Origin of the sequence: Curvibacter gracilis ATCC BAA-807, from assembly GCF_000518645.1 — a bacterium.
GTDB classification, from domain to species: Bacteria; Pseudomonadota; Gammaproteobacteria; order Burkholderiales; family Burkholderiaceae_C; genus Curvibacter; species Curvibacter gracilis.
Genome location: NZ_JADZ01000027.1, coordinates 38,665 through 53,088, shown reverse-complemented (window position 1 = coordinate 53,088; position 14,424 = coordinate 38,665). Strand labels below are relative to the sequence as shown.

Sequence of the window (14,424 nt, the reverse complement as noted above, 5' to 3'; positions counted from 1 at the left end):
TGGAGCCCTGTCCATGTCCACTCATTCTCCGCGTCTTCTGATCATTTCCGGCAGCGCCCGCCAGGGTTCGCTGAACCGCCGTCTGGCCCATGCCGTGGCGCTGGGCGCCACCCAGGCCGGCTTTGTGCCCCACGAACTGGATTTGCGCGCCCTGGACCTGCCCCTGTACGACGGCGACGCCGAGGCCGCCTCGGGTGTGCCCGCCGGGGCCACGGCCTTGCAGCAGGCCCTGATCGACAGCGATGCCCTGGTGGTGGTCACGCCCGAGTACAACGGCTTTCCCACGCCTCTGTTCATCAATGCCTTCGACTGGCTGTCGCGCCTGCCCACCGGCGTGGCGGCCACGGCCAACAAGCCCACGGCGCTGCTGTCGGCCTCGCCCGGCCCGATGGGAGGCTTGCGTGCCCTGAACTACGTGCGCCAGTTCCTGCAGATGAACTTTGCCTCGCTGGTCGTGCCGCAGCAGTTTGCCCTGGGCCGCGCGGGTGAGGCCTTCACGGCCGAAGGCGCCCTGAGCGACGACAAGACCCGCCAGGCCGTGCAAGGCGTGCTGGAGGCCTTGAGCAAATTGACCCGTGCTGTGCAGACGGCCTGAACGTCTTGTCAGTCCGGTGTCTTCCGCCCCCTGTCTTCAGCCAGGCATCGGGTGGTCGTAGCGGATGAAGCCCCGGTACTCGGCCACGCGGTCATACAGGCGGCGCGCCCGCAGGTTGTCCGTCTGGCTGAGCCAGTACAGCCGCTGGGCACCGCCCTCGCGCGCCGCCTGGGCCACAGCCTCGATCAGCGCCGCCGCCGTGCCCTTGCCGCGGTGGGCTTCCGACACGTACAGATCCTGCAGGTAGCAGACCCGGGGGGCCCAGGTGCTGCCGTGGAACAGGTAGTGGGTGATGCCCACCAGCTGCCCCTGCACGCGCGCGCCCAGGCCGTGCAAACCCTGGCCGGCCAGCAGGAGCGCCCAGGCCTGTTGGTACTCGGCCTCGCTGGTCGGGGTGTTGTAGAACGCCTTGTAGGCCTGGGCCAGGGGCAGCCAGTCGCTCAGGTCTGCGGGTTGCAAGGGCGCAATGACGAGGGTGTTCATGCAGCCTCCGACGCGAAGCGGGGCTCGCAATGGATGCGGGTGTGCACCGAATTGGCCAGAAAGCAGGCCTCGTGGGCCTGGTGGTGCAAGGCGATCAGCGCGGCCTGGTCGCGCTCGCAGCCTGCTGCCAGCCGCACCACCGGCCGCAGGGTCACCTCGGTCATCACCTGGCGCCCCTGGGCATCGGCGGCCATCACACCGCTGGCCTCATCGTCGTAGGACTCGATGGCCCAACCTGCGCGGGCGGCCAGGTCCAGAAACCACAGCATGTGGCAGCTCGACAAGGCCGCCACAAAGGCCTCCTCGGGGTCGACCGCCGCCGGGTCGGACCAGGGCAGGGGCACGACATGGGGCGAGGACGAGGCCGGCACGTTCACGCCGCCATCGAACTGCCACTGGTGGCGCCGGCTGTAGCGGCGTTGGCTGAAGTTGCCGTCATCGAGTTGCCAGCGCAGGCTGGCGGTGTAGTGGGCCATGGGGGTTTCCGTTTCGCTCTGGCTTGTGGAATGATCCCTCAGTCTATTTTGAAAAATTGCTATTCAAGGAGCCAATTGCCCATGAAGCAGGGGACCCATCGGGGGCTCACCCGACGGCAGCAGGTGTACGAGCAGTTGCGCCTGGCCATCGAGCAGGGCACCCTGGCCGCGGGCAGCCGGCTGCCGGCCACACGGGACCATGCACGCACCCTGGGGGTGTCGCGCAACACCTTGTTGTGGGCCATGGAGCGCCTGCAGGCCGAGGGCTATGTGATGGCCCGGGTGGGGGACGGCAGCTACGTCAGCAGCAAGCTGGCCCCGGCCACCGCGGCGGGGGCCTTGAGCGCCTTGCCCCTGGGCCTGTCGCGGCGAGGGCAGTTGATCGCCGAGACGGTGCGGCGCTGGAGCCCCCCCACCCAGGCGGCCACGCCGTTTCGCATCGGGGCGCCCGATGTGACCAGCTTTCCCTATGGCACCTGGGACCGCCTGGGCCGGCAGCGCACGCCGCTGCAGCGGCAGGCGGGCGCCCAGTACCTGGACCCGGCCGGTGACCCGGCGCTGCGCGAAGCGATTGCGCACTGGCTGTGGGCTTCGCGCGGCATCCGCTGCGACGCCAGCCGGGTGCTGGTGTGCGCGGGCTCGCAACAGGCCCTGGACCTGGTGGGCCGCCTGCTGCTGGATGTGGGCGACGAGGTGCTGGTCGAAGACCCGGGCTACCCCGGTATCCGCGCCAGCCTGCTGGGCCATGGGGTGCAGGCGCGGCCGGTGCCGCTGGACGAGGAGGGCCTGTGCATTGCCGAGGCCGAACAGCAATGGCCGCGGGCGCGATTGGCCGTGGTCACGCCCACGCACCAGTTCCCGACCGGGGTGCGCATGAGCCTGGCACGCCGCCAGGCCTTGCTGGACTGGTCGCACCGCCAGCAAGCCTGGGTGATCGAGGACGACTACGACGGTGAATTCCAGTACGGCCCCCACCGCCTGCCCGCCTTGTGCAGCCTGCCGCAGTCGGAGCGGGTGCTGTATGTGGGCACTTTTTCCAAGACCCTGCACCCGGGCCTGAGGCTGGGCTTCATCCTGCTGCCGCCCGCCTGGGTACCGTCCTTTGCGATGGCCAGGGCGCTGAGCGACCGCCATGCCCCGGGCGACAACCAGGCGGTGCTGGCCAGCTTCATTGCCCAGGGGCACCTGCTGCGCCACCTGCGGCGCATGCGTGAGCTGTATCAGGCCCGGCAGCGGGTGATGATCGAGGCGCTGGCCGAGGCCAGCGAGGGGGCCTTGCAACTGCAAGCCAGTGACCGCGGCATGCACCTGTGCCTGGAGCAGCCCGCCGGCACCGATGACGAGGGCTTGAGCCGGCGCGCTGCCGCGCTGGGCGTGGTGCTGACGCCGCTGTCGCGCTACGCGGTGGCGTCGCCGCGCCGGGGTTGGCTGTTCGGCTATGCCGGTTATGCGCCGGACAGCCTGCAGGCGGCCGCCAGGCTGGTCGGCCCCTTGTTCAAGGGCTGAGGTCTGGGCCTTGGCGTGGGCCGCCACAGGCCCGGCGGCGGGTCACCGAGGCGACCGCCCGGCCGGGCTTGCCCCAATGCGCTGAGCGGCAGGCCTGCCCAGAATCGGGCTTTGTCCCGTTGCCGGAGTCTGGCCTGATGCCTTCGTCCCCCACCTCTCTTGTCCGTCCCTCCCGCCGTCAGGTGCTCTCGGCTGCCGTGGGCTCGGTGGCCTCGCTGGCCGCGCCGGCCTGGGCCCAGAACGCGGGCGGCTGGCCCAACAAGCCCATCCGCCTGATCGTGCCCTACACCCCCGGCGGCTTCACCGACCAGATGGCCCGCCTGATCCAGAACGGTCTGCAGACCCGGCTGGGCCAGACCGTGCTGATCGACAACAAGCCCGGCGCCGGCAGCGTGATCGGGGTCGAAGCGGTCGCCAAATCGGCACCCGACGGCAGCACCTTCGGCGTGGTGATCGCCGCCTACGCCGCCAACAACACGCTCTACCCCAAGCTGCCCTACGACGCCCGCAAAGACCTCACCGGCGTGGCGCTGATGGGGGTGTCCCCCCTGGTGGCCGCAGTGCCGCTCGATGCACCGTTCAAGACAGCCCAGGAGCTGATCCGCTACGCCAAGGCCAACCCGGGCAAGGTCAGCTATGGCTCGTCGGGCAACGGCTCGGCCGTGCACCTGACCACCGAGCTGTTCAAGATGCAGACCGGTGCCTACATGGTGCACATCCCCTACCGGGGCGCGGCGCCGGCTCTGACCGACCTCATTGGTGGGCAGATCCAGTTGTTCTTCGATGCGGCCACGGGCCTGATCAACATGGGCAAGCAGGGCAAGGTGCGCCTGATCGGCGTGGCCAGCGACCGCCGTCTGCCGGTGCTGCCCGATGTGCCCACCTTTGTGGAGCAGGGGTTCAAGAACTTCACCGGCAGCACCTGGGCCGGCATGATCGCCCCGGCCGGCACGCCGCGTGACATCGTGCGCCGCATGTCCGAGGAGGTGACCCGTATCGTGCGCAGCGAGGAGATGCGGCCCCGTCTCGAGGCCATGGGCACCTTCCCGGGGGGCGGCACGCCCGAGGAGTTCGATGCCTTCATCGCCGCCGAAACCAGCAAATGGGGCAAGGTGATCCGCGAGGCGAAGGTCACGCCTGATTGAGTTTCATCCGCGCTGAGGCCGCTTTTGGCTCCGGCAAGCTGCATTTCGCGCCCGTCTGACGCTGGTTTGTCGCAACCCGGTGGCCGACGACGGAGGGCCGGCCGACACTGCCGACACTTGTTCAACCAGGAGTCGGAACCATGTCGATCTTGCAACGTGCCCTTCGTGTGCTGCCCGCGGGCGGTTTTTCTCTGTTTTTGCTCGCAGGGCTGGCCCAGGCGGGTGACCTGACGGTGGTGGTGTCCGGGGTGACCAAGGCCGAAGGGCAGGTGATGGTGGCCTTGTTCAACGACCCGACGGGCTTTCCGCGCGGCAAGGTGCTCAATGGCCAGATGACCCCGGCCAAACCCGGCCAGGTCGAGGTGGTGTTCAAGGACCTGGCACCCGGCAGCTATGCCGTGTCGGCCTACCAGGACCTGAACGGCAACCAGCGCCTGGACGCCAACATGGTGGGCATGCCCACCGAACCCTTCGGCTTCTCGCGCGACGCCAAGGGGCAGTTCGGGCCGCCCAAGTTCGACGATGCCGTCGTCAAGGTGGGTGCCGAAGCCCAGCGCATCCAGTTCAAGCTGTCGGGCCAGTGAGGTGGGTGGTATGAGCACTGCAAACCAAACGCCTGCCCCCTTGCTGTCGCTGCGCGGCATCGAGCGCGAGTTTGCGCTGGGCGAGACCCGCATCCGCGCGCTGCGCGGCATCGACCTGGACGTGGCGCCGGGCGAGTTCATGGCCATCTGGGGCCCCTCGGGCAGTGGCAAGTCGACGCTGCTGAACCTGCTGGGCCTGATCGATGCGGCCGACAAGGGCGTGCTGCGATTCGAGGGGCAGGATGTGAGCCAGCTCTCGGACGACGCCCTGTCGGACTGCCGCAACCACAAGATCGGCTTTGTGTTCCAGAGCTTCAACCTGGTGCCGGTGCTGACCGCGCTTGAAAACGTGGCCCTGCCGCTGCAGGTGCAGGGCGTGAAGGCCGCCGAGGTGCGCCGCCGCGCCGCCGAGTGGCTGGGCCACGTGGGCCTGGGCGAGTTCCTCGACTTCCGCCCGGATCGCCTGAGTGGCGGCCAGCGCCAGCGGGTGGCCATCGCCCGTGCCCTGGTGGGGGCGCCACGCCTGCTGATCGCCGATGAACCCACGGCCAACCTCGATTCGCAGACCAGCCGCGAGGTGATCGACCTGATCGAACGCCTGAACCGCGAAACCGGCGTGACCTGCATCTTCACCACCCACGACCCCCGCCTGCTGGCCCGCGTGCCGCGCCAGTTGCGCCTGCAGGACGGTCTGATCTCACAAGACAGCTACCAGGAGGCCGCATGACCGGCATCGGCAACATCCAACTCGCCTGGCGCAACCTGTGGCGCAACCGCCGCCGCAGCGCCGCCACCATCCTCAGCCTGGCCTTCGGCTTTGCCGCCGTGGCCCTGTTCGCGGGCTACACCAGCGCGGTGTATGTGGCGCTCAGCAACGCGGCCATCCATGCCGAGCTGATCGGCCACCTGACCATCAACCGCCAGGGCTGGCAGACCGAGGGCAAGCTGCACCCCGACAAGTACCTGCTGACCGCCGATGAGATCCGCCAGGTTCAGGCCATCGTCGAGAAGCGCCTGCCGGGCGCCCGCCTGATCCCCAAGCTCAGCGCCACCGGCCTGCTGTCCAACGGCAAGAGCAGCACCATCTTTGTCGGGGCGGGCATTGCCCCGGCCGATCTGGACCTGCTGCGCGGCCCGTTCCGCTTTGCCCCCGGGGCCTTGAAAGAGGAGCAGCCCCAGGGCGTGACGGCTGCCCAGGGCCTGGCCGACGTGCTGGGCCTGAAGATCGGTGACAGCGCCTCGGTGCTGGCCAGCACGCTGCACGGCCAGGCCAATGCCTCAGACGTGGACATTGCCGATGCTGTCAACACCGGCAACGTGGCCACCAACGACAAGCTGATGCTCATGCCGCTGGCGCTGGTGCAGGACCTGATGGACGCCAAGGGCCGGGCCGAGACCCTGACCGTGCTGCTGCCGGGCGAGGGCCATGCCGACAGCGCCGATGTGGAAGGCCGCCTGCGCGACATGTACACCCGGCCGGCCCCCAGCGAAGCCCAGTCGGTGGCTGTGCGGGATCAGCTGAGTGCCGACTTCAAGGCCGCCGGCCTCGACATGGAGGTGCGCACCTGGCAGGAGATGTCGGCCTTCTTCCGCCAGGTCAAGGGCATGTACGACATGATTTTTGCGCTGATGCTGTCGGTGGTGCTGGCCATCGTGGTGCTCTCGATTGCCAACGCCATGAGCATGGCGGTGGTCGAGCGCACCCGCGAGATCGGCACCCTGCGCGCCATCGGCGTGCGCCGCAGCGGCATCGCCCGGCTGTTCGTCAACGAGGCGCTGATGCTGGTGCTGGTGGGCACGGTCACCGGTCTGCTGCTGACGGCCGCCGTGCGCTGGGGGGTGAACGTGGCCGACATCCGCTACGTGCCGCCCAGCAACACCCAGAGCGTGCCGATCTACATCGGCTTTGACCTGCCGCGCACCGCGTTTGCCGCAGGGGTTCTGGCCGTGCTGGCGGTGTTTGCCGCCTACTGGCCGGCCCGCCGTGCGGCCCACCATTCCATCACCGCTTCCTTGGGGCATGTATGAACCACCTTGGCTTTTCCTATTTCACCCGTCGCGGCGCATTGCTCCTGTCTGTTGGCAGTCTTCTGGGGGCCTCCCTAGCCTCGTCAGCCTGGGCGGCCGAGCCCGATGCCACCCAGTTGCTGCGCCAGGCCGACCAGGCGCGTGGCGGCGGCTTTCCGGGCCTGATCTGGGAGGTGCACGCCCACAACAGCGGCAGCCAGGCCGATGACCAGCCCGACCAGCGCCTGCGCATCAAGGCCATCGACAACGCCAGCGTGGCCGAGGTGCTGGAACCCCTGAGCAGCAAGGGCTCGCGCATGCTGCAGGTCGATCGCAACATGTGGCTGACCAAGCCCGGCCTGAAAAAGCCGGTGGCCATCTCGCCACGCCAGCGCCTGACCGGGCAGGCGGCCATCGGCGACATCGCCGCCACCAACTACGCCAAGGACTACCAGGCGCGTTACCTGCGTCAGGAAGACGTGGGCGACGAACCCTGCCACGTGCTGGAGTTGACCGCCGCCAGCCGCCAGACCACCTACGACCGCATCACCTACTGGATCTCGGTGCGCCGGGGCGTGGGAGTGCAGGCAGATTTTCTGTCGCTGTCGGGCAAGAAGCTCAAGAGTGCGCAATTCGAGTACGGCAACAGCCTGAACATCCACGGCAAGACGGTGCTGTTCGTGAGCCGCATGGCCATTGCCGATGCGCTCAGCGATGCACGCACCACCTTGGTCTACAGCCGCATCTCGGCCCAGGCGATTCCCAGCTCCGAGTTTGACGTGGGGAACCTGCAATGAACACCGGCCGCATCCGATGGCGGGCGGTGGCCTGGGCCGTGGCGATGGTTCTGGCACAGCCGGCCATGGCGCAGGAATCCGCGACGCCGGAGGGCGAAGCCCCTGAGGCCGAGCCGTCGTGGCGCCTCAGCGGCTCGGGCGAGGCCTGGGTGTACGGCACCCGCAATGGCGTGTTGAGCACCAGCCTGCTCAACCCGGGCAATCGGGTGGCGGCCTTGCCGCGCGACCTGGGTTTGCTGGACATCCGACTGAACGGGCGCGCCGAGGAGGGGCCGCTGGCCCTGGTGGGCTCGGTCCGGCTGACCTCGCAGCGCAGCCTGACCGAACAGGCGGCGCGCCCGGACCGGCGCGACAGCGACGACACCCAGCAGGTGGGTCAGGCTTTTGTGCGCTACCGGCAGGGCGAAGGCGTGCTGACAGTGGGGCGAGAGTTGCTGAGCTGGGGCCCGGCCAATTTCCGCTCGCCCAGCAACCCCTTCTATTTTGATGCCGGCCGCACCAACCCGCTGGCGGCCACGCCCGGCGTGGATGTGCTGCGCTACACCGGGCAGGTCGCGCCCGGTTGGCGGGTGGGTGGGGGCTATGTGCTGTCGACCTCGCAGATCACGCCGGCCACCGATCTGGGCCACAGCAGCTGGCTCAAGATCGACAAGCAAGGCGAGGCGCACCTGGCCAGTCTAGTGCTCAGCCAGCAGCGAGGGGGCTCGACCTTTGTCGGGGGCTTTGCGCAATGGACGCCGGACGACGCCTGGCTGCTCTATGGCGAGGTGGGCAGCAACCGCCAGCCGGGGCTGCTGCAAGTGGCCGGGCCGGGCAACGGCCCACTGTACCGTTGGCAGCAACCGGCCCCGCGCAGCACCGATGCCTTGCTGGGGGCCAGCTACACGCTGGAGAGCGGCCATGTGCTGATCGGCGAGTGGCTGCACAGCGGAGGCGGCTACAGCGAGGCCGGGCAGGGCGCCTATTGGGCCCAGGCTGGCCGGGCCAACAGCCTGGCCACTCAAAACCCGGCTCTGGGCTATGCCAGCCTGGGCCAGGCCCTGGGGCAGGCACCTCGTCTGCTGGGGCGCGACTACCTGTGGCTGGGGCTGCAGAGCAACCCGCAGGAGAGCGGCCTGTACTGGCGCGCCGAATACAGCACGCAGCTGGCCGACCACAGCGGGCAGCTGCTCTTGTACGGCGAGAAGAACTTCTGGCGCCAGTTGTCAGGCTTTGTGGTGCTGAGCCGCACGGTCGGCGGTGTTCAGACCGAGTTCGGCAGCCTGGTGCGCAGCCGCCTCACCGTGGGGGTGAAGCTGTTTGTGTTTTGAGGAAGGGGGCGGCGCATTCCCTGCGGGGGGCGCCGTGTCAGGGATCCGGGCGTTTCAGCGCGGGTTGACGTTGTCGCTGGAGGCCGAAACCGAGGGCACGTTCACGCGGCGGGCGCCATCGAAGCGGCGCTGCCAATAGCTGTCACGCATGTCTTCGACACGGATCTGACTGCCGGTGCGGGGGGAGTGGATGAATTTGCCGTCGCCCACGTAGATGCCCACGTGGCTGAAGGCATGGCGCATGGTGTTGAAGAACACCAGATCACCGGGCTGCAGTTCTTGTTTGTCGATGGTCTGGGTGGCGGCGGCCTGCTGGTCGGCGCGGCGGGGGAGCACCAGGCCTACGGTCTGTTCGTACATGGCGCGGACAAAACCGCTGCAATCAAAGCCGGTTTCGGCATTGTTGCCGCCGCGGCGGTAGGGCACGCCCAGAAAACCCATGGCGTTGACCACCAGCTCAGAGGCACGGCTGCTGAGGCTTTGGCGCACGTAACTCAGTTGCGTGAGCAGGCCACGGTCGGCCAGCAGGCGTTCCACGTCGTCGACCGGCTGGGTCGATGGCGCCGCCTGAGCCCGAAGGGCTAAACCGAAGATCGTGAGGCCGAGAAGGAGTAGGCAGAGCCAACGAGACATGGGCGCAGAGGTTAACGACCTGTCAGGTTCAAGTCAAGCGGGGATTCGCGAGAAAGCTCATGCACTTTGGTTTGCATTGACCTGCCGCACGAGCGGGGGCCTTGCGGGGCGGGCGACTGGGTTCTAATACGGGCCGTGGCCTGCTGTAGGCCAGCATGATGAGAGAAGACCCATGTTGATTGACGCCCAGGAATCCCAGCTCGTGCTGGTCGACTACCAAACCCGCCTGATGCCCGCCATCCACGAAGGCCCGCTGGTGCTCGAAAACGCGCTGCGCCTGGCCCGTGCGGCCCGTCTGTTGCAGGTGCCCGCGTTCGGCACCGAGCAGAACCCCTCCAAGCTGGGCGAGAACCCGCCCGAGCTCAAGGCCCTGTGCCAGAAGACGCTGGCCAAGATGCATTTCAGCGCCAGTGAAGAAGGTCTGTCCGAATGGCTGCGTCCGCCGGCCAAGCCGGTGCAGGGCAATGCGCGCAGCCTGCCCAAGCACCTGCAAAAACCGGCCCAGGGCGAGCCCGAGCGCAGCGCCATCGTGGTGGCCGGTTGCGAGGCCCATGTGTGCCTGTTGCAGACCGCGCTCGACCTGCTGGAAGACGAGTTCGATGTCTGGGTGGTGACCGATGCCTGCGGCTCGCGCACCGAGCGCAACCGCGATGCGGCCTTTGACCGCCTGGCCGGTGCTGGCGCCGAGTTGGTGACCACCGAGATGGTGCTGTTCGAATGGCTGCGTACCGCCGAGCACCCCCAGTTCAAGGCGGTGCATGAACTGATCAAATAAGCCGGCGAGGCCCTCAGGCCGGTGGCCTCAGGGCGTGTCGCAAAAGCGGCGCGTGATGTCGTCGATGGTGGCGCGCTCTTGAGCCAGGGCCGCCACGCAATGGGGGTCCAACTGGCCGGCTTCGGCCATGCGTTGCAACTCGGCCAGGGCCCGGTCGGTGGGCCAGCCCTCCTTGTAGGGGCGCGGGCTGGTCAGGGCATCAAAAATGTCGGCCACCGTGACGATGCGTGCTTCGATCGGGATGTCGGGGGCCTTGGCCCCCTTGGGGTAGCCCGAGCCGTCAAGCAGTTCGTGGTGGTAGGCCACGATGTTGTGGATCATGGCCGAATGGGGCAGGTCATTGAGCCTGAAGTCGCCCATCATCTTGCCCACCAGGGTGCAGCCCAGTTCGACATGGGTTTCCATGATGCTGTGTTCGGCCGCGTCCAGCGATCCTTCCTTGAGCAGGATGCGATCGGGGATGCCGATCTTGCCGATGTCGTGCAGCGGCGCAAACTGGTAGATGTTCTCCACGAATTCGTCGTCCAGGCCGTAACGGGGCGCCACGGCTCGGGCGATCAGGCGTGCGTAGCGTGACATGCGCTCCAGGTGGGCGCCGGTTTCGAAGTCACGCAGGTTCGCGAAGTCGCGCGCGATCTGGGTCGAGGCCAGCATCATGCGCACGGTGGCCATCTCGCTGCTGATCATCATGTTGATCAGGCTGCAGGCCAGCACCAGATCACGTTGGACGGTGGCGGTGAAGACCTCGGGCTGCAGCGAGTCGAAGAACACGAAACCCAGCAGCGTGCCCTGGCCGTACATGGGCACGGTGAAGGAAGACTGGTAGCCTTGCTGCTGCAGCCATCGGGCATGCTCGCTGCCCTGGCCGATGACCTTCGGGATATGGTCCAGCACGCGCATCTCGCCGCTGCGCGCCAGTGCCAACAGCGACCGGCTTTCGTGCAGGGGAAACTCGTAGCCGCGCAAGGCTTCGCCCGTGAGGGTGCTGTGCAAGAAGGTTTTGAGCCGGTCTTCGCTCTCGTCATAGAGCGCGCAGGCCACGCGGTCGAGCAGGGGCACGGCGGCACGCAACTGCTCGTGCATCTGCCTCAGTCGCTCGCTCAGGCTGCGGGCGCCGGCAAACAGGTCGACAAAGTGGGGAATGGGTATTTCAGTCATGGTGCGCGCCGCCGAGATTGGAACACCGAAGGCTGGGCCCCAAGGGCCTCAGTATCGTTTTATCTTGATGCAAATCAAGTTCGTGTATTGAACAGGCAACGCGGCGGCTGGTCTCGCTTGGGCCGCCGCCTGCCTGTCAGGTCTGAGCAAGCCCCTGATGAATAATTATGAATTCAATTGAATGGACCCAAGCCCCCAAGCCTGGCTTGCCGCCGTGGGGTCCCGGAGTCGGTGAGAGGAGATCAATCAGATGACATACGCACAATTCCATCAGCGCTCCTTGACAGAGCGCGACGCCTTCTGGACCGAACAGGCCGCCCTGATCGACTGGCAACAGCCGCCCCAGCAGGTCTGTGACTACAGCAACCCGCCGTTTGCGCGCTGGTTCGTCGGTGGCACCACCAACCTGTGCCACAACGCCGTGGACCGCCATGTGGCCACTCGGGGCGACCAGGCTGCTCTGATTGCGGTCTCGACCGAAACCGACACCGAGCGGGTCTACACCTTCGCCGAGCTGCAGCGCGAGGTCGAGCGCATGGCCGCCTCGCTCAAGTCTCTTGGGGTGGGCAAGGGTGACCGGGTGCTGATCTACATGCCCATGATTGCCGAGGCCGCCTTTGCCATGCTGGCCTGTGCCCGCATCGGGGCCTTGCACACCGTGGTGTTCGGGGGCTTTGCCTCCGGGGCCCTGGCCTCGCGCATCGATGACGCCGAGCCGGTGGTGATCGTGAGTGCCGATGGTGGGTCGCGCGGCGGCAAGCCCGTGCCTTACAAACCGTTGCTGGATGCCGCCATCAGCCTGGCCGCGCACAAGCCCAGCGCCGTGCTGCTGGTCGAACGCGGGCTGGTGGCGTTGAGCTATGTGGCCGGGCGTGACCACCGCTGGGCGGATCTGCGTCAGAAACACCTGGATGCCCAGGTGCCCTGCGAGTGGGTTGACTCCACCCACCCCAGCTACACCCTTTACACCAGTGGCACCACGGGCAAGCCCAAGGGCGTGCAGCGCGACACGGGGGGCTACGCCGTGGCCCTGGCCGCCAGCATGAAGCACATTTTCCAGGGCAACCCTGGCGAAACGTATTTCTCGACCAGCGACATCGGCTGGGTGGTGGGGCACAGCTACATCGTCTATGGCCCCTTGATTGCCGGCATGGCCACCATCGTCTACGAAGGCCTGCCGACCCGGCCCGATGCCGGCATCTGGTGGCAATTGGTCGAAAAATACAAGGTCACCCGCATGTTCAGCGCCCCCACAGCGGTGCGCGTGCTCAAGAAGCAAGACCCGGCCTACCTGAGCAAGTACGACCTGTCCAGCCTCAAGGCCCTGTACCTGGCGGGCGAGCCGCTGGACGAGCCGACCGCGCAGTGGATCAGCAGTGCGCTCAATGTGCCCATCATCGACAACTACTGGCAGACCGAATCGGGCTGGCCCATTCTCACGCTGGCCAATGGTGTGCAGACCCAGACCAGCAAGTTCGGCAGCCCGGGGCTGGCCATGTATGGCTACGACGTCAAGCTGTTCGATGAGTCCACCGGTGAAGAACTCAAGGGGCCCAACCAGAAGGGCGTGGTGGCCATCGAAGGGCCGCTGCCGCCGGGCTGCATGCAGACGGTCTGGCGCGATGACCAGCGTTTCGTGAACACCTATTGGAAGAGCATCCCGGGCAAGCTGGTGTACAGCACCTTCGACTGGGGCATCCGCGACGAAGACGGCTATTTCTTCATCCTGGGCCGCACCGACGACGTGATCAACGTGGCCGGCCACCGCCTGGGCACCCGCGAGATCGAGGAGAGCATCTCCAGCCACCCCAATGTGGCCGAAGTGGCGGTGGTCGGGGTGGCCGACAAGCTCAAGGGCCAGGTGGCGATGGCCTTTGTGGTGCCCAAGGACGCGGCCTCGGTCGACAGCGATGCGGCCCGCCTCAAGCTCGAAGGCGAGATCATGAAGGTGGTGGACGGCCAACTGGGCGCCGTGGCCCGGCCCTCGCGCGTGCTGATCGTCAACGTGCTGCCCAAGACCCGCAGCGGCAAGCTGCTGCGCCGGGCCCTGCAGGCCGTGTGCGAAGGCCGCGACCCGGGTGACCTGACCACCATGGACGACCCCGCTGCGCTGCAACAGGTGCGCGACATGGTGCAGCCAGGCTGAGCACGGCGCCACGCGGCGGCGGCAGGCCGTCGCCGTCTGCTGAGCCCTTTGTCTGGCCCGGATTTGACAACCCAGGAATCCCAAATAGGATGTACATGTACATCCTATTTTGTTTTCAAGGCGGCCATGATTCAAACCAAGCTCTTCAAGAATGGCAATTCCCAAGCCGTTCGCATTCCCGCCGAGTTGGCCTATGCCCAATGGGACCTCGATCTGGTCATCGAGCGCCGAGGCGATGAATTGCTGATTCGGCCGGCGCGGCGCCGCATGGGCGATGTTCTGGGCAAGTTTGCTGAGTTTTCACCCGATTTCATGGCCGATGGCCGTGCCCAGGACGAAGCCGCTGAGCGTGAGGCTCTGTGATGGCGCGCTACATGCTCGACACCAACATCTGCATCTACTTGATGAAGCACCAGCCGCCGCAGGTGCGTGAGCGCTTTGCCGCCTGCTATGTGGGGGATGTCGTGATCTCCGCGATCACATTGGCCGAACTGGAGTTCGGTATCGCGTGTTCCCCTGAAGCCCAGGCACGTAACCAGGCGGCATTGGCCGGCCTGCTCGAAGATATCCAGGTGGCGCCCTTTGACGCTGCTGCGGCACGCGCTTACGGGCCTTTGCGGGCCCAACACCGAGAACGCAACAGAAATGCGCTGGACAAATTGATTGCCGCGCAAGCCATGGCGCTCCAGATGGTGCTCGTCACCAACAATGAATCTGATTTTCTGGCTTTCCCGGGTCTGGTGGTCGAGAACTGGGTGAGTGCGCACTGATCGGTGCCGATGGGCTTAACATTCGCTATTCATTTACGG

At 66.9% G+C, this 14,424-nt stretch carries 16 protein-coding genes; 12 read left to right on the top strand and 4 right to left on the bottom strand.

The window, feature by feature from the left end; all coding sequences use genetic code 11:
* The first annotated feature begins 13 nt into the window (after positions 1-13).
* Entirely contained in the window at positions 14-595 is a 582-nt protein-coding gene (locus tag L880_RS0119435) for an NADPH-dependent FMN reductase (protein ID WP_019576837.1), read from the top strand.
* Between the two features lie 36 nt (positions 596-631).
* Here L880_RS0119435 and L880_RS0119430 read toward each other — a convergent pair whose 3' ends face one another.
* Positions 632-1,078 (bottom strand): GNAT family N-acetyltransferase, encoded by a 447-nt coding sequence (locus tag L880_RS0119430; protein WP_027477087.1) that lies wholly within the window; start codon positions 1,076-1,078, stop codon positions 632-634.
* Complete coding sequence (locus L880_RS0119425; protein WP_027477086.1) at positions 1,075-1,554, bottom strand: OsmC family protein; 480 nt, start codon at positions 1,552-1,554, stop codon at positions 1,075-1,077. The genes L880_RS0119430 and L880_RS0119425 overlap by 4 nt, the downstream gene beginning before the upstream one ends.
* An 81-nt stretch (positions 1,555-1,635) precedes the next feature.
* Between L880_RS0119425 and pdxR the strand changes: the two genes are divergently transcribed.
* The 7 genes from pdxR to L880_RS0119390 all read left to right on the top strand — a co-directional run bounded on the left by pdxR (position 1,636) and on the right by L880_RS0119390 (position 8,903).
* On the top strand, positions 1,636-3,060 hold the full coding sequence (pdxR, locus tag L880_RS0119420) for a MocR-like pyridoxine biosynthesis transcription factor PdxR (protein WP_027477085.1): 1,425 nt from the start codon (positions 1,636-1,638) through the stop codon (positions 3,058-3,060).
* A 137-nt stretch (positions 3,061-3,197) separates the two neighbouring features.
* On the top strand, positions 3,198-4,205 hold the full coding sequence (locus tag L880_RS0119415; protein WP_027477084.1) for a tripartite tricarboxylate transporter substrate binding protein: 1,008 nt from the start codon (positions 3,198-3,200) through the stop codon (positions 4,203-4,205).
* Positions 4,206-4,345: 140 nt separating this feature from the next.
* Complete coding sequence (locus tag L880_RS0119410; protein WP_027477083.1) at positions 4,346-4,789, top strand: DUF2141 domain-containing protein; 444 nt, start codon at positions 4,346-4,348, stop codon at positions 4,787-4,789.
* 10 nt (positions 4,790-4,799) lie between these two features.
* Positions 4,800-5,516, top strand: a complete 717-nt coding sequence (locus L880_RS0119405) for an ABC transporter ATP-binding protein (protein WP_019576831.1) — start codon at positions 4,800-4,802, stop codon at positions 5,514-5,516.
* Positions 5,513-6,817, top strand: a complete 1,305-nt coding sequence (locus L880_RS0119400; RefSeq protein ID WP_027477082.1) for an ABC transporter permease — start codon at positions 5,513-5,515, stop codon at positions 6,815-6,817. The genes L880_RS0119405 and L880_RS0119400 overlap by 4 nt, the downstream gene beginning before the upstream one ends.
* Complete coding sequence (locus tag L880_RS0119395) at positions 6,814-7,593, top strand: outer membrane lipoprotein-sorting protein (protein WP_027477081.1); 780 nt, start codon at positions 6,814-6,816, stop codon at positions 7,591-7,593. Before L880_RS0119400 ends, L880_RS0119395 begins: the two co-directional genes overlap by 4 nt.
* On the top strand, positions 7,590-8,903 hold the full coding sequence (locus L880_RS0119390) for a hypothetical protein (RefSeq protein WP_027477080.1): 1,314 nt from the start codon (positions 7,590-7,592) through the stop codon (positions 8,901-8,903). Before L880_RS0119395 ends, L880_RS0119390 begins: the two co-directional genes overlap by 4 nt.
* 54 nt (positions 8,904-8,957) lie before the next feature.
* Here the strand turns inward: L880_RS0119390 and L880_RS32925 are convergent, their stop codons facing one another.
* Positions 8,958-9,536, bottom strand: coding sequence for a C40 family peptidase (locus tag L880_RS32925; protein ID WP_043329982.1), 579 nt, complete (start codon positions 9,534-9,536; stop codon positions 8,958-8,960).
* A 172-nt stretch (positions 9,537-9,708) separates the two neighbouring features.
* Between L880_RS32925 and L880_RS0119380 the strand changes: the two genes are divergently transcribed.
* Positions 9,709-10,311 (top strand): isochorismatase family protein, encoded by a 603-nt coding sequence (locus tag L880_RS0119380; RefSeq protein ID WP_027477079.1) that lies wholly within the window; start codon positions 9,709-9,711, stop codon positions 10,309-10,311.
* Positions 10,312-10,338: 27 nt separating this feature from the next.
* Here L880_RS0119380 and L880_RS0119375 read toward each other — a convergent pair whose 3' ends face one another.
* Positions 10,339-11,469 (bottom strand): HD domain-containing phosphohydrolase, encoded by a 1,131-nt coding sequence (locus L880_RS0119375; RefSeq protein ID WP_027477078.1) that lies wholly within the window; start codon positions 11,467-11,469, stop codon positions 10,339-10,341.
* 250 nt (positions 11,470-11,719) lie between these two features.
* Here L880_RS0119375 and L880_RS0119370 point away from each other — a divergent pair, with 250 nt between their 5' ends.
* The 3 genes from L880_RS0119370 (at position 11,720) to L880_RS0119360 (ending at position 14,385) form a co-directional block, all read left to right on the top strand.
* A complete protein-coding gene (locus tag L880_RS0119370) occupies positions 11,720-13,615 on the top strand; it encodes a propionate--CoA ligase (RefSeq protein WP_027477077.1) in 1,896 nt (631 codons plus the stop codon).
* A 126-nt stretch (positions 13,616-13,741) separates the two neighbouring features.
* Complete coding sequence (gene vapB / locus L880_RS0119365) at positions 13,742-13,978, top strand: type II toxin-antitoxin system VapB family antitoxin (protein ID WP_019576823.1); 237 nt, start codon at positions 13,742-13,744, stop codon at positions 13,976-13,978.
* Positions 13,978-14,385: a type II toxin-antitoxin system VapC family toxin gene (locus L880_RS0119360; RefSeq protein WP_027477076.1), complete on the top strand. Its 408-nt coding sequence runs from the start codon at positions 13,978-13,980 to the stop codon at positions 14,383-14,385. The genes vapB and L880_RS0119360 overlap by 1 nt, the downstream gene beginning before the upstream one ends.
* The last annotated feature ends 39 nt before the right edge of the window (positions 14,386-14,424 follow it).